Source organism: Priestia megaterium (genome assembly GCF_009497655.1).
Lineage (GTDB): Bacteria > Bacillota > Bacilli > Bacillales > Bacillaceae_H > Priestia > Priestia zanthoxyli.
Window position 1 is genome coordinate 442,389 of sequence record NZ_CP023317.1, and the last position, 22,640, is coordinate 465,028.

Genomic DNA, 22,640 nt, shown 5'->3' on the forward strand with positions numbered 1-22,640 from the left:
GTAACTTGATAAGATAATAAAGTCGCTTAAGAGCGGCGGTTGAACTTTGAAAACTGAACAAAGCGACAAACGTCAACGTTAATTTTTATTTTTTAATTGAGCAAGTCAAACATTTCTTCGGAGAGTTTGATCCTGGCTCAGGATGAACGCTGGCGGCGTGCCTAATACATGCAAGTCGAGCGAACTGATTAGAAGCTTGCTTCTATGACGTTAGCGGCGGACGGGTGAGTAACACGTGGGCAACCTGCCTGTAAGACTGGGATAACTTCGGGAAACCGAAGCTAATACCGGATAGGATCTTCTCCTTCATGGGAGATGATTGAAAGATGGTTTCGGCTATCACTTACAGATGGGCCCGCGGTGCATTAGCTAGTTGGTGAGGTAACGGCTCACCAAGGCAACGATGCATAGCCGACCTGAGAGGGTGATCGGCCACACTGGGACTGAGACACGGCCCAGACTCCTACGGGAGGCAGCAGTAGGGAATCTTCCGCAATGGACGAAAGTCTGACGGAGCAACGCCGCGTGAGTGATGAAGGCTTTCGGGTCGTAAAACTCTGTTGTTAGGGAAGAACAAGTACGAGAGTAACTGCTCGTACCTTGACGGTACCTAACCAGAAAGCCACGGCTAACTACGTGCCAGCAGCCGCGGTAATACGTAGGTGGCAAGCGTTATCCGGAATTATTGGGCGTAAAGCGCGCGCAGGCGGTTTCTTAAGTCTGATGTGAAAGCCCACGGCTCAACCGTGGAGGGTCATTGGAAACTGGGGAACTTGAGTGCAGAAGAGAAAAGCGGAATTCCACGTGTAGCGGTGAAATGCGTAGAGATGTGGAGGAACACCAGTGGCGAAGGCGGCTTTTTGGTCTGTAACTGACGCTGAGGCGCGAAAGCGTGGGGAGCAAACAGGATTAGATACCCTGGTAGTCCACGCCGTAAACGATGAGTGCTAAGTGTTAGAGGGTTTCCGCCCTTTAGTGCTGCAGCTAACGCATTAAGCACTCCGCCTGGGGAGTACGGTCGCAAGACTGAAACTCAAAGGAATTGACGGGGGCCCGCACAAGCGGTGGAGCATGTGGTTTAATTCGAAGCAACGCGAAGAACCTTACCAGGTCTTGACATCCTCTGACAACTCTAGAGATAGAGCGTTCCCCTTCGGGGGACAGAGTGACAGGTGGTGCATGGTTGTCGTCAGCTCGTGTCGTGAGATGTTGGGTTAAGTCCCGCAACGAGCGCAACCCTTGATCTTAGTTGCCAGCATTTAGTTGGGCACTCTAAGGTGACTGCCGGTGACAAACCGGAGGAAGGTGGGGATGACGTCAAATCATCATGCCCCTTATGACCTGGGCTACACACGTGCTACAATGGATGGTACAAAGGGCTGCAAGACCGCGAGGTCAAGCCAATCCCATAAAACCATTCTCAGTTCGGATTGTAGGCTGCAACTCGCCTACATGAAGCTGGAATCGCTAGTAATCGCGGATCAGCATGCCGCGGTGAATACGTTCCCGGGCCTTGTACACACCGCCCGTCACACCACGAGAGTTTGTAACACCCGAAGTCGGTGGAGTAACCGTAAGGAGCTAGCCGCCTAAGGTGGGACAGATGATTGGGGTGAAGTCGTAACAAGGTAGCCGTATCGGAAGGTGCGGCTGGATCACCTCCTTTCTAAGGATTTTTACATGACGTACGTTTTGACACTTTGTTCAGTTTTGAGAGTTCAATCTCTCAATTATAGAAAGCATACTACTTTCTTCTTATTAGATAAGAAGAATTTTGGTTGCGATTGTTCTTTGAAAACTAGATAACAGTAATTGCTGAGGAAAAGTGAAACTTTTCTTTAATCAAACCAATAAATAACACAACTTTATGTTGTACCATTTATTCGCTAATGGTTAAGTTAGAAAGGGCGCACGGTGAATGCCTTGGCACTAGGAGCCGATGAAGGACGGGACTAACACCGATATGCTTCGGGGAGCTGTAAGTGAGCTTTGATCCGGAGATTTCCGAATGGGGAAACCCACTGTTCGTAATGGAACAGTATCTTTATCTGAATACATAGGATATTGAAGGCAGACCCGGGGAACTGAAACATCTAAGTACCCGGAGGAAGAGAAAGCAAATGCGATTTCCTGAGTAGCGGCGAGCGAAACGGAATTAGCCCAAACCAAGAGGCTTGCCTCTTGGGGTTGTAGGACACTCTATACGGAGTTACAAAGGAACGAAGTAAATGAAGCGACCTGGAAAGGTCCGTCGAAGAAGGTAACAACCCTGTAGTTGAAACTTCGTTCCCTCTTGAGTGGATCCTGAGTACGGCGGAACACGTGAAATTCCGTCGGAAGCTGGGAGGACCATCTCCCAAGGCTAAATACTACCTAGTGACCGATAGTGAACCAGTACCGTGAGGGAAAGGTGAAAAGCACCCCGGAAGGGGAGTGAAAGAGATCCTGAAACCGTGTGCCTACAAGTAGTCAGAGCCCGTTAACGGGTGATGGCGTGCCTTTTGTAGAATGAACCGGCGAGTTACGATCCCATGCAAGGTTAAGCTGATAAGGCGGAGCCGTAGCGAAAGCGAGTCTGAATAGGGCGTTTAGTATGTGGTTGTAGACCCGAAACCAGGTGATCTACCCATGTCCAGGGTGAAGTTCAGGTAACACTGAATGGAGGCCCGAACCCACGCACGTTGAAAAGTGCGGGGATGAGGTGTGGGTAGCGGAGAAATTCCAATCGAACCTGGAGATAGCTGGTTCTCTCCGAAATAGCTTTAGGGCTAGCCTCATGTTGTGAGAGTCTTGGAGGTAGAGCACTGATTGGACTAGGGGCCCCCAACGGGTTACCGAATTCAGTCAAACTCCGAATGCCAAAGACTTATCCATGGGAGTCAGACTGCGAGTGATAAGATCCGTAGTCAAAAGGGAAACAGCCCAGACCACCAGCTAAGGTCCCCAAGTATACGTTAAGTGGAAAAGGATGTGGAGTTGCTTAGACAACCAGGATGTTGGCTTAGAAGCAGCCACCATTTAAAGAGTGCGTAATAGCTCACTGGTCGAGTGACTCTGCGCCGAAAATGTACCGGGGCTAAACGTATCACCGAAGCTGTGGATTGACATCTTTGATGTCAGTGGTAGGAGAGCGTTCTAAGTGCTGTGAAGTCAGACCGTAAGGACTGGTGGAGCGCTTAGAAGTGAGAATGCCGGTATGAGTAGCGAAAGACAAGTGAGAATCTTGTCCACCGAATGCCTAAGGTTTCCTGAGGAAGGCTCGTCCGCTCAGGGTTAGTCGGGACCTAAGCCGAGGCTGAAAAGCGTAGGCGATGGCCAACAGGTTGATATTCCTGTACCACCTCCCCGCCGTTTGAGTAATGGGGGGACGCAGTAGGATAGGGTAAGCGCGCTGCTGGATATGCGCGTTCAAGCAGTTAGGCTGATGAGTAGGCAAATCCGCTCATCATAAAGGCTGAGCTGTGATGACGAGGGAATTATAGTACCGAAGTTCCTGATTCCACACTGCCAAGAAAAGCCTCTAGCGAGGCGGGAGGTGCCCGTACCGCAAACCGACACAGGTAGGCGAGGAGAGAATCCTAAGGTGATCGAGAGAACTCTCGTTAAGGAACTCGGCAAAATGACCCCGTAACTTCGGGAGAAGGGGTGCTCTGGTAGGGTGTATAGCCCGAGAGAGCCGCAGTGAATAGGCCCAGGCGACTGTTTAGCAAAAACACAGGTCTCTGCGAAGCCGCAAGGCGAAGTATAGGGGCTGACGCCTGCCCGGTGCTGGAAGGTTAAGAGGAGGGGTTATCCTTTGGGAGAAGCTCTGAATCGAAGCCCCAGTAAACGGCGGCCGTAACTATAACGGTCCTAAGGTAGCGAAATTCCTTGTCGGGTAAGTTCCGACCCGCACGAAAGGCGTAACGATCTGGGCACTGTCTCAACGAGAGACTCGGTGAAATTATAGTACCTGTGAAGATGCAGGTTACCCGCGACAGGACGGAAAGACCCCGTGGAGCTTTACTGTAGCCTGATATTGAATTTTGGTACAGCTTGTACAGGATAGGTAGGAGCCTGAGAAGCCGGAGCGCTAGCTTCGGTGGAGGCGTCGGTGGGATACTACCCTGGCTGTATTGAAATTCTAACCCGCGGCCCTGATCGGGCCGGGAGACAGTGTCAGGTGGGCAGTTTGACTGGGGCGGTCGCCTCCTAAAATGTAACGGAGGCGCCCAAAGGTTCCCTCAGAATGGTTGGAAATCATTCGTAGAGTGTAAAGGCACAAGGGAGCTTGACTGCGAGACCTACAAGTCGAGCAGGGACGAAAGTCGGGCTTAGTGATCCGGTGGTTCCGCATGGAAGGGCCATCGCTCAACGGATAAAAGCTACCCCGGGGATAACAGGCTTATCTCCCCCAAGAGTCCACATCGACGGGGAGGTTTGGCACCTCGATGTCGGCTCATCGCATCCTGGGGCTGTAGTCGGTCCCAAGGGTTGGGCTGTTCGCCCATTAAAGCGGTACGCGAGCTGGGTTCAGAACGTCGTGAGACAGTTCGGTCCCTATCCGTCGTGGGCGTAGGAAATTTGAGAGGAGCTGTCCTTAGTACGAGAGGACCGGGATGGACACACCGCTGGTGTACCAGTTGTCTTGCCAAAGGCATCGCTGGGTAGCTATGTGTGGACGGGATAAGTGCTGAAAGCATCTAAGCATGAAGCCCCCCTCAAGATGAGATTTCCCATAGCGCAAGCTAGTAAGATCCCTGAAAGATGATCAGGTTGATAGGTCAGAGGTGGAAGCGTGGCGACATGTGTAGCTGACTGATACTAATCGATCGAGGACTTAACCAAACTTTAAAAGCGTAAGCTTTACTCAGCAAACTGTTACCTAGTTTTGAGAGAACAATCTCTTGTCTGGTGGCGATAGCGAAGAGGTCACACCCGTTCCCATACCGAACACGGAAGTTAAGCTCTTTAGCGCCAATGGTAGTTGGGACTTTGTCCCTGTGAGAGTAGGACGTTGCCAGGCATTTTTATTATCGCGGGGTGGAGCAGTTCGGTAGCTCGTCGGGCTCATAACCCGAAGGTCGCAGGTTCAAATCCTGTCCCCGCAACCAAATTATCTTTTATACATACTTGAATATATTATTACTATCCTTAGGCATAGCCTAAGGATTTTTTGTTTGGCTATATTTATAAACACTTGTTTAGGTTATGATATAAGATAGTGATGCAGATTAATCAGGAGGTTTTTTATGTTACAAAGTAATATTCAAACTTATATTGAAAAAGAAATGAACGTTCAAGGTCAATCTTTATCTCTATATCAAGAAGAAAAGGAATATGCGTTGCAAAAAGAGTTGGTGCCGCAAAACCTGATGATAGAAGAAAAAGAGGCATCTTCACGTTTTAAAGATTCTTATATCGAAAGAGTAGATAAAGAAACGGACGAGCTGATCGCAGAAGAATCTCCTCTTTCGTTTTTAGATACTCCTCTTTCTTACTTAAAAGAACACAGAAGTGAATTTCTATATGTAGAATCAAAATGGTTTGAATTTATTAAGCTTGATGGATGTTCTTTTGAAGTGGATGATGTGTTTGGCACATATAAAGTATTAACGGGGTTACATATGCAAAAAAAATTCGGTTCTGTACTAAAACAATTTTTTGCTAAAGAGCTTAATGAAAGCCCAACAAGCGTCCAGCTTTTATTTAATGATAAAGATGGATTATGGGATGTGAATATTGAGTTAGATGCTATAAAAGAGTTTGATGAAAAAATGTCAATAGGTGAAGCTCTTGTTCTTACATATCGCTTTTTCTTTCATCTAGTGGAGTATGTAGAGAACGAAAAAGCTTAAAAATGATGATTACTTTTACTATAAAGATGCTGGGACAAAAGCAGTTTAGTTAACGTTGAACACGAACTATCTATCAAAAATAGATAGTTCGTGTTTTTTAATGGTCATGGTGAACGTAGGTTTCAGTATGAGGTGCTTCTAGCTGTTGGTTGGAGGGCAAGGCTCCATCGTCCGCTCGCGGAAAGCGAAGCCTTGCACGTAAAGCAACAGCGGCGGAACAAGCATCCCAGGTTATTTATCCGGGTTGTTCGTCTTTAGATTGCATTCATTTCGTTATGGCCCAATCTCTTTTTTGATAGGTGATACATAATGAATGTTAAGTGAAGCTGGAAATATATTTACATCTCTATGTTTTTATGGAATGATAAAGAGTATCTTTACATATATGACTGATATGGGTGAAGAACAACTATCAGGAATCTTTCTAGTTTTTTGAGAAAGCAGCCTGCATATTAGCTGTTAATAGTACTCCGAGCAAGAAAGCTTCCGTAGGATGAAGTATAATATATACATACAGGAACAATTTTTAACTCTATAAAAAATGTCTGCTGACGTATGGGATTATAAATAAAGAGGGGATGTTCATGTTATTAAGAAAAATAAAGTCTGAAGAATTGGCAGAAGTCTATCAAATGGGATATGCGGCATGGCCTAAAGGCAGGACGTACAAAGAGTATGTTAGAGATAATCAAAAAGAAGAAACATATGGAATTCGGTATGTATATGTAAATGAAGAGAATCAAATTATTGGTTCATTTATTTTGCTTCTTTTACAAACTCCTCGATTAAAGTTTGCTTTGCATGGTATTGGGTCCGTTGTTGTTCATCAGCTTTATCAACGAATGGGGTATGGCCGAGATATGCTTGAAGACTTTTTTAAAAAGATGAAGATAGAGAAGCGCAGCGCTATTTTTATGCTTTATAGCGATATTCTTCCTGAATATTATCATCAGTTTGGGTTTAAGGAGCTCCCTTCTCATTTACAGCGTTATCCTCAATCCATTGCTATGGTAAATTGCAGCGAGTCACAATATGAATACTTAAGTAAGCAATCCATAGAAGACATACCGGCCTATTTTTAAAAGGTATGTCTTTTTTATAGTATTTATCGACACAATCGTTTACAATTTTATGTAAGCGTTTTCTTTATTTGGAGATGAATGATTTTATTTGTCCTCATAACTGTAGGCAAATCGTGCAGTCAATATAAATTTTATTACATAAAACCTTGCTATCATCTTACTAGTAACTCTTATTCATTTCCATACCATACCGATATGTACGTTTGCTGCTAAGTATAACCATATCAATATAAGGAGGAAGCAGGAAGATGAAACGATTATTTATAGCAGGGATGATTTTTATGCTTTTTTTATCTTTAGGTGCTGTATCTTCTTCAGCCGCAGGAAGTTTTACCTCTAAAACATATAACGGAAGAACATACAAACTGTACGTACCTAGCAGTTATCAGGGAGGTGCTGCCTTACCTCTAGTAGTTATGCTACATGGCTGTACTCAAGACCCTGATCAATTTGCAGCAGGAACACAAATGAATGCACTGGCAGAAACAGAGAAGTTCTTTGTCCTCTATCCAGAACAGCCCTCTTCTGCTAATTCAAATAAGTGTTGGAACTGGTTTGATACTGCTCATCAATCAAGGGGAAGCGGTGAACCAGCGTTAATTGCTGGAATGGTCAATCAAATAAAAAGCAGTTATTCAATAGATGCCGACCAAGTCTTTGTTGGAGGGCTATCTGCTGGTGCAGCTATGAGTGTTATTATGGGAGCTACTTATCCAGACATATTTGCGGCTATCAGCGTTGGGGCGGGCTTAGAATATAAAGCAGCCACTAGTGTAACAGGTGCTTATACAGCAATGAGCAGTGGAGGTCCTAATCCTATCCAACAAGGAGATTTAGCCTATTCAGCCATGGGAGAGCATAAGCGAGTGGTTCCGGTTATTTTGTTTCATGGGACAGCTGACTACACTGTTGCCCCTATAAATGCGCATCAAATACTATCGCAATGGGCTCAAACAAATGATAGAGCGTCTGATGGACTGGATAATAACAATATTGATGATACGGCAGATCAAACTTTACCAGGTACAGTATCTGGTGGAAGAAGCTATACGCAATATATTTACAAAGATACAGCAGGAAAAACAGTAATGGAAAAGTACATGATAGAAGGAATGGGACATGCTTGGTCAGGGGGAAGTACATCCGGTTCTTATACAGATCCTAAAGGGCCAAATGCAACTAAATTAAGTTGGAACTTTTTTAAAAATCATCCGAAGAATGGTGACGCTTCTAATCCAGGAGATATATCCCCGCCGGTTACAGCTGCTTCACCAGCGGGAGGAACGTATGGAAGTTCTGTTTCTGTCACATTATCACCCAATGAACCTGCCACCACTTACTATACATTAGATGGAAGTACACCAACTGTTAATTCTCTAAAGTATTCTGAGCCTATTAGCATCAACTCTAGCAAAACAATAAAATTTTTTAGTGTAGACGCTGCGGGTAATCAAGAGGGAGTAAAGACGGAAGTTTATCAAATTTCTGGAACTTCAGAGAAATCCTCAGTATTTTCTTCGCTTGCTGCTGAAGATGGATTTATCGGAAATTTATCAGCTGACGGTATGAGTAGTTCTATTCATAAAATTGGGGATAAGGGAATGTACAATACCGACACATACCGAACCATTTTATCTTTTGATACAAGCTCTTTACCTGATGATGCAAGTATTACGGATGTATCTTTGAAAATTTATCGCAAATCTTCAACTGGTAATATTTCATCTTTGAAAGGCGATATTAAAAGCGGTGTATTTGGAACTAGCAGTGCTTTAGAACAAATAGATTACCAGGCCTCACCATCTATTTCAGCGGCCTTCCAAATGTCAGTGCCTTCACTCGATAATGGATATACAACTATTCAACTTCCTTCCTCACTTTTGGGATATATGAATAGGAACGGCAAAACTCAGTTTCGCTTGTCAAGCTCAGGTTCAGCGGACTTTTTAAGTGACGTAGTTGAAATTTATGGGGGCGACAATCCTGCATATGCTCCAACTTTAACTGTTTCATATAAGTAAAAAAACCTTCTAAAAGCAGTTAGCTTTTAGAAGGTTTTTTTTTGCTGATAAGTTACTTTTATCACCGAATACAACTCCAACTTTTTATAGAGTTTTCTTCAAATTTTGACATGATTTTGATGAAATTTAATCATTATTCAAAAATGAATTGTCAGAAATATTACAAGAAAATGTTTAAAATTAATTAAATCCGTAATAAAAGTAAAATATTCCTGTAATGGAAGTGAAATGAACAGGTGGTATCATTCAGTCATTGAGTAAATAAGGAGGTATTCGGAAAATGAAGAAATTTGTATTTACTCTAGGGACAACGGCAATTCTTTCAGCAGGATTTGTAGGTGCAGCATCTGCCTCTACAAGCGGAACGTATGAAGTACAAAAAGGTGACACTTTATGGAAAATCGCTCAAAATCATAATGTGAGCGTAGACGAGCTAAAAGATGCTAATAACTTAACATCAACACTAATTTATCCAAATCAGACACTAAACTTATCTAGCATAAAAGAAATCGTACATACTGTAAAACGTGGTGACACTTTGTGGTCAATCGGTCAACATTATGGCGTAACAGTAGAAGAAATTAAAGAATGGAACGGTTTAACATCAGACTTAGTTTTCCCTGGAGAACAATTTAAAATTAAAGCGGCACAAGCAGCTCAATCTCAAACAGCTAGTGCGCCAGTAGCAAAGGCAGCTCCACAAGTGCAGCAGTCTCAAACGGCACAAGCTCAGCAAGAACAAGCAGCCCAAGAGCAAGCACAAAAAGAACAAGAGCAAGCTCAAGTAGCAGCCCAAGAGCAAGCACAAAAAGAACAAGAGCAAGCTCAAGCAGCAGCCCAAGAGCAAGCACAAAAAGAACAAGAGCAAGCTCAAGTAGCAGCACAAGAACAAGCACAAAAAGAACAAGAGCAAGCTCAAGTAGCAGCACAAGAACAAGCACAAAAAGAACAAGAGCAAGCTCAAGCAGCAGCACAAGCACAGGCAGCCCAAGAGCAAGCGCAAAAAGAACAAGAGCAAGCTCAAGCAGCAGCACAAGCACAGGCAGCCCAAGAGCAAGCGCAAAAAGAACAAGAGCAAGCTCAAGCAGCAGCACAAGCACAGGCAGCCCAAGAGCAAGCGCAAAAAGAACAAGAGCAAGCTCAAGCAGCAGCACAAGCACAGGCAGCCCAAGAGCAGGCACAAAAAGAACAAGCAGCTCAACAGCAACAACAACAAGCTCAGCAACAACAGCAGTCTCAACAGCAAGCTAGCGGCAAGTCTATGACTGTTGAAGCAACAGCTTATACAGCTAACTGTGCTGGATGCAGTGGTACGACAGCTACTGGAGTAAATTTAAAATCAAATCCAAATCAACGAGTAATTGCGGTTGATCCTAGCGTTATTCCATTAGGTTCAAAAGTATACGTTGAAGGTTATGGTCAAGCTGTAGCGGCAGATACGGGTGGCGCAATTAAAGGAAATCGAATTGACGTATTCGTTTCTTCAGATAGTGCTGCACAAGACTGGGGCAGAAGATCAGTTAAAATTACAGTTATCGACTAATACTAGTCTTATAGAATAGAAGTAAGAAGAGATGTCTTTTAGAAGACATCTCTTTTTTTATGCTTAAAATAAACGTTTGAAAAAAATAGGTCGGGGCATACTGAAATTTATAGTAGGAATTAGTTTGTTATATTAGTAATTATTTCTTAATTTATATACAATGTTTGAGTGTCTTAAAAAGCTTAAATTATGTCAGGAGTATAGAAATATGAAATTTTATAAAAAAATAGCATTACTAATAGTGCTGGGTGTGATCGCAGGATTCTCGTATCTAGGCTATCAGGGATTATTTCGGCACGACGATCATTTGAACACGTCTGATCATAATCCTTTATCTTCTTCTAAACAGAAGCAAAATAGCATAGAAGTTGTTGGGAACCCCGAATCCATTGCCGTGCTAGTAAATAAGCAAAATCTTCTTCCTGATCACTATGAACCCGCTGACCTTGTATACCCAGACGTTCGGTTTATATTTAAAGAAAAAATTGAAAAGCGACAAATGCGTACAGAAGCAGCAAAAGCGTTAGAAAGAATGTTTTCAGCTGCTGAACGAGAAGGGATTTACCTAGCCGGTGTTTCCGCTTATCGTTCTCAAATTCGCCAGGAATCTCTTTATCAAGCGTACATAAAGCAAGATGGAGAAGCGGCAGCCAGTCATTATAGCGCCCATCCAGGCAGCAGTGAGCATCAGACTGGTTTAAGTATAGATGTATCAAGCAGCACAGGTAAGTGTGCGGCTCAAGATTGTTTTAAAGATACTCCTGAAGCCAAATGGATTGAAAGAAATTCATATAAATATGGATACATTGTTCGCTATCCAGAGGGAAAGCAGCAGATTACAGGTTATAAATATGAGCCGTGGCATATACGATTTGTCGGAAAAGAACTCGCCTCTAAAGTGTATAAAAAAGGAATTACGTTAGAAGAATATTATAATGACTACATGCAAGTTGATAATCCAGTTCAATAAAAAAGAAGAGTTATATAAACTCTTCTTTTTTTGTATTGCTGGAATATACCCTTACTTTAAAAGTTGGAACGAGGGAAAGATGTAGAGATGAACCACGGGATGCTATATCCTATGCCTTACTAGTAAAAGAGTTATCGCTTATAAATTATAATGAATTTTGTGATAAAGAATACTCATGTTCGTTTTCATTTCCCTTCACATATTCTACAAAAAAGGGAGGTGAAAGAAAATGAGTTTTTACGGAGGTTATGGATACGGAGCAGGTCACGGAAGTAGCTTTGCGTTAATCGTTGTGCTATTTATTTTACTAATCATCATCGGTGCTTCATGGGCAGGGCACTATTAATAAGGTGTCCATAAATAAACTCCCTTGAAATAATTCAAGGGAGTTATCTATTTTTATCTATAACTAGGTAACTGTAAGTACGAAGTGCTTACATATCCTTTAAAGCCGTTGTATTCTACAAAAGCCCAATCAAATGAAAGCTTGTTATCTTTTGAGTAGCCCCAAGCTAAGAAGCTGACGCTTTTTCCTCTAGGAACAGTTGTTACAACTTTGTTGCTTGTGCTAGGCCCTGTGCGTAAATTAAGGTTAGCAGCTGTATGAACAATAGTAGGGACTTTCATTAAATAGGAAGTACTGATATATCCGGTGCCGCCAATTATTTTAATGGCAGCCCAGTCTGCATTTACAAACTTGACTACTTCAATTTGATCTTTTTTTCTTAATGTATCAAGAATCTTTCCCTGAGTGCTAGGTTTTGAACGTATATTGAGTACGTTTGCTGTCACTTCATATACGCTGAACGGTGCGTTTATTTTTTCTGCTGCACTTGCTGTTTGCTCGTGAGTGAATGGCAGTGTTCCAGATAGAGATGAAAAAGTAAAGCCAGCTGCTAATGCAAAAACCGATATAGATTTTGTAATTGTCTTCATGCGAATATCCAACTCCTTAGTGAAATAGGTTATATCTTTTTCTATAACACTAAGAATAAAGAATACTTGTTTCTAAATTGTTACCAACATGCATCCTAGTTGTAAATTTACGAAAGGTCTGTAAAAAGGTTTATTTCACAGACCTTTTAATAGCGCTATTGTTACTCACCCTCGCGATCTTCCGTTGATTTATGAAAAGAAAAATATACAAAAATTGATAATACTGTCCCATAAATGCTCCACAAAGCTAAAGCAAAAATAAATTCTTTCTGCAGGCAATAAATAATGGTTAAAGCAACTAGTGCAATAAAACTTATTAAAATGGTCTTTTTCATAAGCACCCCGCCTATTTAGTTTAATTACTCTATACGCTTTTTGATCGTGCTTTACCCTATAATTATTCGGTCATTGCGCTAAAGATGAAAGGAAAAAGTTAAACAAAGCCGAACTTATAATAAAAAGAGAGATGCAGGAGGATACGTATGTTAAAACAACATGTACTAGAAGATATACAAAAGCTACAGTCTATTTGCCAACAAGAAGAAAAAATAGAGCTGAAGCTGAATTTTGACATGTTACGAAGTCGAAAACAAAATGAAGTTAACGATTTTTTTTATTATGAAAATAATCAGCTTGTTGGATTTATTGGTCTTTATGGGTTTGGGAATACAGTAGAAATATGCGGAATGGTCGATCCTAGCTATCGCCGAAAAAAGATTTTTTCAAAGCTGTTTTCTCAAGCTTTACATATGTGTAAGAAGCGTGAGTATACAGAGATTTTATTAAATGCTCCTGGCGATTCGATTTCAGGCAGGGGGTTCTTAAAGAAGATTCCATGTTCATTTACTTTTTCAGAATATCAAATGAAGTGGGTGAAAAAAGAATTAGAAGATGATAATCCCTTTGTTACACTTCGCTCTTCCCTATTAGATACCGATATGAAAATGGAAATGCAAGTTAATATGGAATGCTTTGGTATGTCTTTAACAGAAGCAGCTGCTTATTATGAGCAAATGAAAACGGAAGAACAGCAAAATCATTTTATCGTAGAGTACAATAGTCAGGCGGTTGGAAAGTTAAGGGTATCTTATGATAAAAGCGAAGCATGGATTTATGGATTTGGTATTTTACCTTCCTATCAAAAATTAGGAATAGGAAAGGCTGCTTTAAAACAAGTCGTTTTACAGCAGCATCAGCTAGGATATGATGTATTTCTTGAGGTTGAAGCAAAAAACAAACGCGCTTTGCAACTTTACGAAACATGCGGCTTCGATTCATATCACGTGCAGGATTATTACGTATACAGCTTGTAGATAAAAAACACGGAAATCTTAGATTTTCGTGTTTTTTATTTACATATTAGATGATATGTGATTTTTTGAGTAAATAATGAGAAAGTAGAGAAAAAGTGATATGCCCGTTGATAAAAACAGGGAAGGCCATACAAATAAGATTGGAGCACTGCAAGCAAGGATACACGTAAGAATACCTCCAATAAATGCTTTTCTAAATAATTGATAAGCCATATACCCCAGGCTAATACTGACAAATACATTGATGAGGCTAAGAAAAATAAACGAAAAAAACAAATTATCTCCCCCCTTGTTTTTAATACACAATAAAAAGAAATATTTCACATGTTTAGTGTAGCAAAAAAGAAAAAACAATAAAATTTGGATCCTAAAGATGAAAAAGGAAGCCATCTGTGTTATGTATAGTAAAGTGAATGAGAACGTTAAAAAAGGGAATGAGTTAATAAAGCGATATAATAGAAAGAAAGGAGTAAAAGGATGGAATTTGCCCATATCTTTACACTAAGTGTATCTGTTGTAACAGCTATTAATATTTTATTAGCCGGTATTCTTATTTTCATTGAACGAAGAGATATAGGATCTACATGGGCGTGGCTTCTTATTTTATTTTTTATACCAATTGTCGGTTTTATTGTATATCTATTCTTTGGAAGACAGCTAAAACAGAAAAACTTTTATAAATTGTCATCTGATGAGCGGGAATATTTAAGATCTTCAGTGGAAGAGCAATTAAAAGAGCTTAAAGCGACCCATGAATATCGAAATGATTTATTAATCCAACATAATAAACTGCTGTTCACTAATTTAAATTCTTCTAAGTCACTTGTGCGCATCGACAACGAAATTGATATCTTCAGTGACGGTAATCAAAAATTTGAGGCATTGTTTGAGGATATTCGAAATGCTAAAAAAGAAATTAATATTCAATATTATATTATTCAACGAGATAATCTTGGGAAAAAATTAAGAGATGAGCTAACAAAAAAAGCAAAAGAAGGCATAAAGGTTCGCGTTCTTTATGATGAAGTAGGATCTAGAAAAATGACGCCATCATTCTTTAAGGAGCTTATTTCATATGGCGGCGAAGCACAGGCATTTTTCCCTTCAATTCTTCGCTTAATTAATTTTCGGATTAACAATCGAAATCATCGAAAGCTTTGTATTATCGATGGTGAAGTAGCATACATAGGAGGATTTAACGTAGGAGATGAATATTTAGGGTTAGATCCAAAAATGGGTTATTGGAGAGACACTCATTTTCGCATTAAAGGAGAGTCAGTGAACGATATTCAAGGGCGATTCATTTTAGATTGGCATCAAGCAACAAAGCAGCCAATTGAACTGGAACAATTTTTGCATCGTACAGAAACTCATTCTGGAACAGTTCCTGTACAAATTGTAGCAAGCGGTCCCAATTCGACTACCCAGCACCTGAAAAACATGTATATCTCATTGATTATGTCGGCCAAAGAAAGTGTATACCTTCAAACGCCTTACTTTATTCCTGACGCAAGCTTTATGGATGCTTGTAAAATTGCTTTATTATCTGGAGTAGAGATTCATATTATGATTCCAAACAAACCTGATCATCCTTTTGTTTATTGGGCTACGTGGTCTCATGTAGGGGAACTGCTGGCATACGGTGCGAATATTTATCTCTATGAAAAAGGCTTTTTGCATGCTAAAACGATTGTAGTAGATAATGAAGTGTCTTCTGTAGGAACGACGAATATCGATCCGCGAAGTTTCAGCCTTAATTTTGAAGTGAATGCAGTTGTATATGACCAGCCTATTTCCAAAAAGTTGCAGAACCTGTTTCTTGAAGATGTGCAATGCAGTTCAAAATTAACGTTTGAACGATATAAAGAGCGCTCTCTTCTTATAAAATTTAAAGAAGCGGTATCTCGCTTACTGTCACCAATTTTATAATAAAAATCATTGATATCATGAAACAGACTTGAATTTTTAGATTCAGGTCTGTTGTTTTATTGGTTTCTCCTTGTAAGGAGAGCTAGAGATAAAGTTAAAAAGTTTTACCAAAAAATCCAAGGGTATTAATACTATAACAAGCTAAAAAATGATAATACCTAGGAGGAATAGAAAATGACAAAAAATGTAGTAGGTACGTATGATTCAGAAGAGGCCGTTATTACAGCGATTCGAAATTTAAAAACACAGGGATATCCGGACAGTGCACTTTCTGTTTTGACAAACAGTGGTCCTCATCATGAAAATACAGAAGTGATTGAGCGTTCTGCAGGAATCGATGTGCAAACAGTTGATACAGATCAACACTCAAAGCACCATCAATCCTTTATGGAGAAAATAAAAAATGCTTTTACTTCGTCTGAAGAAAAAATGGATCAAGATGTTAATCAAATCGAAAATCAATTAACCGAATATGGTGTACCTGCTGCGGAAGCTTCCTCGTATGTATCTGATCTTAAAAACGGAAAAGTTTTGCTGATGGTAGACGCAGTTGAGCATGATAAACACAATTCAGCTCTAGGACAAACCGTGACACCTGCTGAAAAATCAGCTGAACCAATGAATGAAAAAATGTTATACGGCAATCACGAAAATAAAATAAGGTAATGTTGAAGGAACTAAATAAGATAATAAAAGACTGCGTTCTTAAATAAAAGCTAGTTAACGAAAGGAAGGGGACCGATGAGAAATCTAGAAAAAACGGAATATGAACTTGACTATTTAAAACAGCAGCAAGAAGTTAATCAAGAGCTCATCAAAGTTTCACAGTCTCTTGTCGCTACGTTAAAACAGTATGAAGAAGAACCGACCAATACAGAAGTGTTAGCTGTAATCGCTGATTTAGAAGGTCAGCAAGAACAGCTCAAAGCAAAGACCGAAAAGATATCTGAAGAGCTTGCACATTTATAAAGTGAGATAAAAGAAGTTCCTATAAAAGGAACTTCTTTTTATGTTTTATTATACACAGTCTATTGTGAGAGAAAGACAATCTTATATAACCGGATGTGAACGTTATGGGGGTAGTGATTTTGTTTTAGATACATATAGATGAGAAGGAACGCGATAAGACATTATATAAAAATGGGAAAAAGGAAGAACGGTCATTCGCTCTTCCTCCAGCCGTATTGCTTATGATAGTGATTTAGAAACGTCCGCCGCCAAGTTGCTGTTCAGCCATTTGCACAAGGCGTTTTGTGATTTCTCCGCCTACTGAGCCGTTTGCGCGTGCAGTTGTGTCAGGACCAAGAGTTACGCCAAATTCGCTAGCGATCTCATACTTCATTTGATCGATTGCTTGTTGAGCACCGTGTACTGCTAATTCGTTGCTGCTCTTATTTCTGCTGTTTGCCATCATAATCAACTCCTTTTATAAGGTTAAGATTATGATTTGATTAATAGATAGTTTTTATACATAAAATAAAAAAATTTTTTCAAGGACTTATAGAATATGCTTATTGGAATATAGTTACAAAGTTTTCCACTAGGTAACGGAAAATAATTATGTGTAGAAAGAGAGAGAGGTTACGTAAAATAGAACACAAGTAAGTAAGCGATTACATGATGATCGAGATAGAAAGAGAATTTTAATATTCCTATTCTAATTTAAAAGGAGGAGTCCATCATGTATCAAACATTAAAAAAATATGTACTATTGGCTGTTACATGGAGTCTAGCAATTGGCATTGTACTCTCTTATGAGAAAGAAGCGCTTGCGAAGCAGGCGCACGAAAAAGCTACATCTTATCGTACAGTGACAGAGATATATGACTGGGGAGCGGTGATCACAAAAATTATTATTGACTTAGGTGAACCTGTTCCAACCAATTCACTTACAAAAGAAACGTTTAAGGTGCATGTGGCTCGAAGTGATAGTCGATTAAAACCGTCTTTATTGGAACAAGGAGATCGTACAATAAAAAAAGCCTATGTATCCGATAAAGATGGACAACCAGCCGTACATACTGGAAAATATGCAGTTTTAGAAATGGAAGTTGGACCAGCTGTTTCATTAGGAGCACCACTAAATTATGATGAATATGGTACAGGGTTAAATGCATGGATAGACAGTCAATATACCATTACCCAGCAAAAAGATATCGTAACAAAAAAAGGAAAGTTGTCAGGGCTTGTAGTGAAACAGTTTAAGGGAGAGAAAAGAGAGCTCGTAGATGATTTTACCATTCAAAAAGGTATATATCATAATATGGAATTGGCATACGCAAGTTACGCGCCGAAAAAAGATAAGAAAAAGAATCCGTTAATTATTTGGCTGCATGGAGGAGGAGAGGGAGGAACAGATGCAACAATTCCCTTATCTGCCAATAAAGCTGTTAGCTTTGTCACAAATGACACTCAGGCTTATTTTAAAGGCGCCTACGTTTTAGTACCTCAAGCGCCAACGAAATGGATGGATGGTTATACAGGTGAAGCGGATGGAACTTCGATTTATAAAGAATCACTGATGGCACTAATTCAAGAATATGTTGCTAAAAATCCTGATATTGATCCCAATAGAATCTATATCGGAGGAGCATCTAACGGCGGATATATGACTATGCTTATGATTCGTGATTATCCAAACTATTTTGCAGCAGCATTTCCAGTATGTGAAGGACTAAATGATAGATTAATTACGGATCAAGATCTTGAAAAGATGAAAGAAACGCCTATTTGGTTCGTAGCCGCTAAAAATGATACGGTTCTTCCACCAACGATTAACACTCTTCCAACTTATGAACGTTTGGTGAAAAGCCATGCAAATAATGCTTATTTATCACTATTTGAAGATGTGCATGACACCACGGGTTTATACAAAAATAATGATGGTTCGCCCTATCAGTATAACGGGCATTCATCTTGGATATATCTGTATAATAATGAACCCAACGCTAAAATAAATGGAGCTACAACAACCATAATGGAATGGATGAGCAAGCAATCGTTGAACAACAATTAATCATTTATAAAAAAGCTGTTTCAAGTAGAGCAGCTTTTTTATGTCTCTTTTAAAGCTAAAGCATATATCTAAAATAAACGATTGAATACTTTCGTGATAAAATAAGGAAAGAGATCACGAAGAAAGGAACAGTGAAAGTGAAACCAACCATTTACGATGTTGCGAAAAAAGCAGGGGTATCGATAGCCACTGTATCCAAAGTAATCAATCAGACAGGCCGTATTAGTGAAAAAACGATAAAAAAAGTAAATGAAGTAATGATGGAATTAGATTATCAGCCTAGCAGTGTTGCAGCTGCGTTAACTGGGAAAAAGACATACACAATTGGCGTGCTAGTTCCTGACATCTCTAATCCTTTTTTCGCAGAGGTAGCAAGAGCTTTTGAGAATAGTGCCAGAGCAGCGGGATACACGCTTTTTTTATGCAGTACGGATCATCAAACAGAACGTGAGCATGAATACATAGATCTTTTATTCAAAAAGCAAGTAGATGGAATTATTATCGCAACCGAACTAAATGATACGAAGCTCGTAAAGAAGATTGTGAAGCATGATGTACCACTTGTATTGTTTTCAGTTGATCATCCTTCTATCTCAACGCATGTAGTGACAATTGATAACGTTCGCGGAGGATATATCGCAGGTACGTATTTAATAGAAAAAGGTCATCAATCGGTAACGATTATCACTGAAAAAGATAGAAAAAGCAGTGAGGGGCGATTAGCAGGATTTAAACAAGCGCTCACAGAGGCAAATTTATCACTAGAAAATCAGTCCATTATCAGCTGTTATTCAACAGTAGAAGATAGCAGAAGAGCAAGTAAACAGCTGCTTTCTTTGCCTAATAGGCCGACAGCAGTCTTTGCATGTACGGACTTAATTGGAATATCCCTCATAAATGAGGCAAGAAAGCAGGGGCTTTCAATTCCAGGAGATCTGTCGGTAATTGGATTTGATAATACAATTTATGCCGATATTGCTGAGCCTGGTTTGACAACGATTGAACAACCTATTTCGCAGATGGCAACTAGTACGTTCGAACAGCTGTTAAAGTCTATGAAAAAAGAAGAGCATGCAAAGCAGCGAATAACAATTATTCCAGAACTAGTAGAACGTGCGTCGGTAAAAAAGCTATAAAACAGAGAAAAGAAAAAGCTGCATGTGCCCAGGCACATGCAGCTTTTTTACTTAATAATATTTATAGAGAGACCGGATTTTTGACTTCGTTTATTGTTTCGCCTTTGACTGTTGTTTCTGTTGGAATTGTAAGGAAACCCGTTAAAAAAGCTCCAAAGAAATATAGGCAAGCAAAGATCCAGATTACGCCGCCCGTGCCTAAAAGACCTATGAAAATAGTTACAATTAAAGGGCCTACAAAAGCAGAAAGTCCAGATCCTAAATTCAATACGGACATCGCAGCTCCTTTATTCTCCGGAGCTAAGGAAGGCACTAACGCTGTAAGAGGGACATATCCTGCTAGTGTTGCACCGTAACAGCATGCGACAATCATCATTACCCAATAATTATGTCCTACGAATTGAGGTACATAGTAAAGAGCGAGTGTTACAATTCCGCATCCTACTCCACCAAACCATTTGATTGTATTTACCCAGCCAAATTTATCTCCAACAATACCAAAAATAATATTAAAAGCCATATTCACAAAAAACAGAGTGCCCCAGATTTGAAGCCATTCGCTCATTGTGAAATCGTGTTTCATCATATAGGTTGGCAAGAAGACAACAAATCCAAATTGAGCAGCGGAGTTAATAATCTTTACAACTCCACCGATTCCTACTTTAGGGTTCTCAAATGCAATTGTAATCCCTTTCATTAATTCTTTTGTTTTGTTATCGCTTACTTTTTGAACGGTAAATCTGTCTTTATTCATGATAATTGAAAAGATTCCGCCGATCAAAACAAAAAGTAAACCACTCCACAAGGTAGCAATTTCGCCGATTTTAGGAACCATGTAACTGGAATAAAAAGCTCCGATTACGCTTAAACCAAGCTGGAAGACAAACCAAAACCAGCCTACTGCTTTTGAAAGCATTTCCTGGGGCGTGCGGTAAGACACCCAGACCAAGAATGAGTAAGCAAATAAAGGGTAGCCAAATCCTCTAAGAGCATAACAAATTAATATAATTGTGTAATTCATAATATGAAGTCCTATACCTATAAATCCAATTGAACCAATAATAAAGGATATCAAGCCGAATGCCATTGCTTTTCTAGGACCCCACAGCTGAACCAGTACGCCGGAGAACCAGGAAGAAATAGAGACCGTAATACCGTAAACGGTAAAAAGTAAAGCAGCATGTTCAATGGTTAAACCTCTTTCTACAAGATAAGGAGATAACCATCCTTGTTCTAAGCCATCGCCAATCATAAAAACAATAATACCTATGTATCCCCACGTTAAATGAGAAGGGATCCCAATCCTGTCAAGAGCTGTTTTTCTGGAAATAAATTCATTCATTTTTCCACACCACCAGATCGATTATTTTGTTGAAAACATCAAACTAATTTGGTTAAGCGCTTAATCTATTTGATAAAAAGTATACGCTTACATTTTTTAAACGTCAATTAAAATTTTAAATATATCTAATTTTCAATTAAATGATTTCGACAGTGGAAATAATAGTAGATAAGATTATAATAACTTGCCCTTATTATAAGAATACTTAAATATAGAGAATTCCCTTAATTTTAAGCATAAATAGATAAAAATAAGGTTTTTCATACTGTACAATCAGATGAATAAAAAACAAATATTCTAAATAATCTATAAAAAACGTTGCATTTCAAAAAACAGTATGTATAATTGGAAATAGGAAAGCGCTTAACCTAAAAATAGGTTTGAGCGAATGTTTTCTTAACTTTTAATTAAAGGGGAAAATAAGATGGGGATTCTTACAATTGGAATAATTGGTGCTGGACGAATAGGTAAATTACATGTTGATAATTTAAAATTAATGCCGCAAATAAAAATTAAAGCGGTTTCAGACGTAGTGGTAGATCATTTGCACGAGTGGGCTGCAAGTAAAGGAATTTCAACGTTAACAACAAATTATCAAGATTTATTAGCAGATTCAGAAATTGATGCCGTTTTCATTTGTTCGCCAACGAATACGCACGCATCGATTATTGAAGAAGCTGCTCGAGCGAAAAAGCATATTTTCTGTGAAAAGCCCGTTAGTTTTTCAGTAGAAGAAACAATCCAAGCGTTAGAAGTAGTAAAAGAACACGGCGTACAGCTTCAAGTTGGCTTTAACCGACGATTTGATCCCAACTTTAAAAAAGTGCATGATCTTGTACAGCAAGGAGAAGTAGGACAGCCGCACATTTTAAAAATCACCTCCAGAGATCCTCAGCCTCCGAGTCCAGAATACGTCCGCGCTTCAGGAGGATTGTTCATGGATATGATGATTCATGATTTTGATATGGCTCGTTATGTAATGGACAGTGAAGTAATTGAAGTATCGGCTTACGGGACGACGCTCATCGATCCTGCTATTGAAGAAGCAGGGGATATAGATACGGCAATTGTGTCATTAAAATTTGCAAACGGAGCTTTAGGCGTGATTGATAACAGTCGTCAAGCTGTCTACGGTTACGACCAGCGCCTTGAAGTTTTTGGTGAAAAAGGTTCCGCTACTGCTGATAATTGCCGTCCAACTACAGTAGAAATATCAACAGGCGAAAGTGTAGTGAAAGAGAAGCCGCTATATTTCTTCCTTGAACGCTATACACAAGCATATATAGATGAAGTAACACAGTTTGCAAGAGCAATTATGGAAAATCAAAGCGTAATTTGTACAGGTAACGATGGATTACAGGCAGAACGAATTGCTAAAGCAGCAAAAAAATCTTTACTATCAGGGCAGCCAGTGAAGATTGAACATAAAAAATACGCAGTGAATTAATGATAGAAATGTGGGCTGAAAGAGAATATCTTGCTCTTTTCGCCTTTTTAGGAAAGCGCTTAACTAAG

At 39.8% G+C, this 22,640-nt stretch carries 17 protein-coding genes, 1 tRNA gene and 3 rRNA genes; 17 read left to right on the plus strand and 4 right to left on the minus strand.

Annotation, left to right across the window (positions count from 1 at the left end):
• Nucleotides 1-114 precede the first annotated feature (114 nt).
• The 10 genes from CEQ83_RS02375 to CEQ83_RS02420 all read left to right on the plus strand — a co-directional run bounded on the left by CEQ83_RS02375 (nucleotide 115) and on the right by CEQ83_RS02420 (nucleotide 11,799).
• Nucleotides 115-1,666: ribosomal RNA gene (locus CEQ83_RS02375) — 16S ribosomal RNA — on the plus strand.
• Nucleotides 1,667-1,891: 225 nt separating this feature from the next.
• A 23S ribosomal RNA gene (locus CEQ83_RS02380) occupies nucleotides 1,892-4,827 on the plus strand.
• 62 nt (nucleotides 4,828-4,889) lie between these two features.
• Nucleotides 4,890-5,005, plus strand: a 5S ribosomal RNA gene (rrf, locus tag CEQ83_RS02385).
• Together the 16S, 23S and 5S rRNA genes with 1 tRNA gene alongside form the textbook arrangement of a ribosomal RNA operon.
• An 11-nt stretch (nucleotides 5,006-5,016) precedes the next feature.
• Nucleotides 5,017-5,093, plus strand: a tRNA-Met gene (locus CEQ83_RS02390).
• Between the two features lie 138 nt (nucleotides 5,094-5,231).
• Nucleotides 5,232-5,837 carry a hypothetical protein gene (locus tag CEQ83_RS02395; RefSeq protein ID WP_028412728.1) on the plus strand — a complete coding sequence of 202 codons (606 nt, stop codon included), beginning with the start codon at nucleotides 5,232-5,234 and terminating at the stop codon, nucleotides 5,835-5,837.
• A 584-nt stretch (nucleotides 5,838-6,421) separates the two neighbouring features.
• Nucleotides 6,422-6,919 carry a GNAT family N-acetyltransferase gene (locus CEQ83_RS02400; RefSeq protein WP_013055206.1) on the plus strand — a complete coding sequence of 166 codons (498 nt, stop codon included), beginning with the start codon at nucleotides 6,422-6,424 and terminating at the stop codon, nucleotides 6,917-6,919.
• 248 nt (nucleotides 6,920-7,167) lie between these two features.
• Nucleotides 7,168-8,940, plus strand: a complete 1,773-nt coding sequence (locus tag CEQ83_RS02405; RefSeq protein WP_028412729.1) for an extracellular catalytic domain type 1 short-chain-length polyhydroxyalkanoate depolymerase — start codon at nucleotides 7,168-7,170, stop codon at nucleotides 8,938-8,940.
• 280 nt (nucleotides 8,941-9,220) lie between these two features.
• On the plus strand, nucleotides 9,221-10,483 hold the full coding sequence (locus tag CEQ83_RS27715) for a 3D domain-containing protein (RefSeq protein WP_099330599.1): 1,263 nt from the start codon (nucleotides 9,221-9,223) through the stop codon (nucleotides 10,481-10,483).
• A 208-nt stretch (nucleotides 10,484-10,691) separates the two neighbouring features.
• Complete coding sequence (locus tag CEQ83_RS02415) at nucleotides 10,692-11,453, plus strand: M15 family metallopeptidase (RefSeq protein WP_028414360.1); 762 nt, start codon at nucleotides 10,692-10,694, stop codon at nucleotides 11,451-11,453.
• Nucleotides 11,454-11,682: 229 nt separating this feature from the next.
• A complete protein-coding gene (locus tag CEQ83_RS02420) occupies nucleotides 11,683-11,799 on the plus strand; it encodes a YjcZ family sporulation protein (protein WP_155010634.1) in 117 nt (38 codons plus the stop codon).
• Nucleotides 11,800-11,852: 53 nt separating this feature from the next.
• Here CEQ83_RS02420 and CEQ83_RS02425 read toward each other — a convergent pair whose 3' ends face one another.
• Both CEQ83_RS02425 and CEQ83_RS26900 read right to left on the minus strand, forming a co-directional pair.
• A complete protein-coding gene (locus CEQ83_RS02425) occupies nucleotides 11,853-12,389 on the minus strand; it encodes an SH3 domain-containing protein (RefSeq protein ID WP_028414359.1) in 537 nt (178 codons plus the stop codon).
• Between the two features lie 161 nt (nucleotides 12,390-12,550).
• On the minus strand, nucleotides 12,551-12,724 hold the full coding sequence (locus CEQ83_RS26900; protein ID WP_165573906.1) for a hypothetical protein: 174 nt from the start codon (nucleotides 12,722-12,724) through the stop codon (nucleotides 12,551-12,553).
• A gap of 147 nt (nucleotides 12,725-12,871) precedes the next feature.
• On the opposite strand from CEQ83_RS26900, the gene CEQ83_RS02430 reads away from it, so the two are divergent.
• The 4 genes from CEQ83_RS02430 (at nucleotide 12,872) to CEQ83_RS02445 (ending at nucleotide 16,600) form a co-directional block, all read left to right on the plus strand.
• Nucleotides 12,872-13,702, plus strand: a complete 831-nt coding sequence (locus tag CEQ83_RS02430; RefSeq protein WP_028414358.1) for a GNAT family N-acetyltransferase — start codon at nucleotides 12,872-12,874, stop codon at nucleotides 13,700-13,702.
• Nucleotides 13,703-14,179: 477 nt separating this feature from the next.
• Nucleotides 14,180-15,631, plus strand: coding sequence for a cardiolipin synthase (gene cls, locus CEQ83_RS02435; protein WP_028414357.1), 1,452 nt, complete (start codon nucleotides 14,180-14,182; stop codon nucleotides 15,629-15,631).
• A 174-nt stretch (nucleotides 15,632-15,805) separates the two neighbouring features.
• A complete protein-coding gene (locus tag CEQ83_RS02440) occupies nucleotides 15,806-16,297 on the plus strand; it encodes a YflT domain-containing protein (RefSeq protein WP_098112822.1) in 492 nt (163 codons plus the stop codon).
• A 75-nt stretch (nucleotides 16,298-16,372) separates the two neighbouring features.
• Nucleotides 16,373-16,600, plus strand: a complete 228-nt coding sequence (locus CEQ83_RS02445; protein WP_028414355.1) for a hypothetical protein — start codon at nucleotides 16,373-16,375, stop codon at nucleotides 16,598-16,600.
• A 232-nt stretch (nucleotides 16,601-16,832) separates the two neighbouring features.
• Here the strand turns inward: CEQ83_RS02445 and CEQ83_RS02450 are convergent, their stop codons facing one another.
• Entirely contained in the window at nucleotides 16,833-17,042 is a 210-nt protein-coding gene (locus CEQ83_RS02450) for an alpha/beta-type small acid-soluble spore protein (protein ID WP_016762907.1), read from the minus strand.
• Nucleotides 17,043-17,312: 270 nt separating this feature from the next.
• On the opposite strand from CEQ83_RS02450, the gene CEQ83_RS02455 reads away from it, so the two are divergent.
• Both CEQ83_RS02455 and CEQ83_RS02460 read left to right on the plus strand, forming a co-directional pair.
• The gene (locus CEQ83_RS02455) at nucleotides 17,313-18,647 is read left to right on the plus strand and encodes a prolyl oligopeptidase family serine peptidase (RefSeq protein ID WP_028414354.1); all 1,335 of its coding nucleotides are present in this window, start codon (nucleotides 17,313-17,315) and stop codon (nucleotides 18,645-18,647) included.
• A 137-nt stretch (nucleotides 18,648-18,784) separates the two neighbouring features.
• Nucleotides 18,785-19,783 carry a LacI family DNA-binding transcriptional regulator gene (locus CEQ83_RS02460; protein ID WP_028414353.1) on the plus strand — a complete coding sequence of 333 codons (999 nt, stop codon included), beginning with the start codon at nucleotides 18,785-18,787 and terminating at the stop codon, nucleotides 19,781-19,783.
• 61 nt (nucleotides 19,784-19,844) lie between these two features.
• On the opposite strand, the gene CEQ83_RS02465 is transcribed toward CEQ83_RS02460, so the two are convergent.
• Nucleotides 19,845-21,125, minus strand: coding sequence for an MFS transporter (locus CEQ83_RS02465; protein WP_033580688.1), 1,281 nt, complete (start codon nucleotides 21,123-21,125; stop codon nucleotides 19,845-19,847).
• Nucleotides 21,126-21,549: 424 nt separating this feature from the next.
• On the opposite strand from CEQ83_RS02465, the gene iolG reads away from it, so the two are divergent.
• A complete protein-coding gene (iolG, locus tag CEQ83_RS02470) occupies nucleotides 21,550-22,572 on the plus strand; it encodes an inositol 2-dehydrogenase (RefSeq protein ID WP_028414351.1) in 1,023 nt (340 codons plus the stop codon).
• The last annotated feature ends 68 nt before the right edge of the window (nucleotides 22,573-22,640 follow it).

Bases quoted from the DNA above. Each gene is read 5' to 3' on its own strand.
- CEQ83_RS02395 (WP_028412728.1), top strand. From the start codon at position 5,232: ATGTTACAAAGTAATATTCAAACTTATATTGAAAAAGAAATGAACGTT.
- CEQ83_RS02400 (WP_013055206.1), top strand. From the start codon at position 6,422: ATGTTATTAAGAAAAATAAAGTCTGAAGAATTGGCAGAAGTCTATCAA.
- CEQ83_RS02405 (WP_028412729.1), top strand. From the start codon at position 7,168: ATGAAACGATTATTTATAGCAGGGATGATTTTTATGCTTTTTTTATCT.
- CEQ83_RS27715 (WP_099330599.1), top strand. From the start codon at position 9,221: ATGAAGAAATTTGTATTTACTCTAGGGACAACGGCAATTCTTTCAGCA.
- CEQ83_RS02415 (WP_028414360.1), top strand. From the start codon at position 10,692: ATGAAATTTTATAAAAAAATAGCATTACTAATAGTGCTGGGTGTGATC.
- CEQ83_RS02420 (WP_155010634.1), top strand. From the start codon at position 11,683: ATGAGTTTTTACGGAGGTTATGGATACGGAGCAGGTCACGGAAGTAGC.
- CEQ83_RS02425 (WP_028414359.1), bottom strand. From the start codon at position 12,389: ATGAAGACAATTACAAAATCTATATCGGTTTTTGCATTAGCAGCTGGC.
- CEQ83_RS26900 (WP_165573906.1), bottom strand. From the start codon at position 12,724: ATGAAAAAGACCATTTTAATAAGTTTTATTGCACTAGTTGCTTTAACC.
- CEQ83_RS02430 (WP_028414358.1), top strand. From the start codon at position 12,872: ATGTTAAAACAACATGTACTAGAAGATATACAAAAGCTACAGTCTATT.
- cls (WP_028414357.1), top strand. From the start codon at position 14,180: ATGGAATTTGCCCATATCTTTACACTAAGTGTATCTGTTGTAACAGCT.
- CEQ83_RS02440 (WP_098112822.1), top strand. From the start codon at position 15,806: ATGACAAAAAATGTAGTAGGTACGTATGATTCAGAAGAGGCCGTTATT.
- CEQ83_RS02445 (WP_028414355.1), top strand. From the start codon at position 16,373: ATGAGAAATCTAGAAAAAACGGAATATGAACTTGACTATTTAAAACAG.
- CEQ83_RS02450 (WP_016762907.1), bottom strand. From the start codon at position 17,042: ATGGCAAACAGCAGAAATAAGAGCAGCAACGAATTAGCAGTACACGGT.
- CEQ83_RS02455 (WP_028414354.1), top strand. From the start codon at position 17,313: ATGTATCAAACATTAAAAAAATATGTACTATTGGCTGTTACATGGAGT.
- CEQ83_RS02465 (WP_033580688.1), bottom strand. From the start codon at position 21,125: ATGAATGAATTTATTTCCAGAAAAACAGCTCTTGACAGGATTGGGATC.
- iolG (WP_028414351.1), top strand. From the start codon at position 21,550: ATGGGGATTCTTACAATTGGAATAATTGGTGCTGGACGAATAGGTAAA.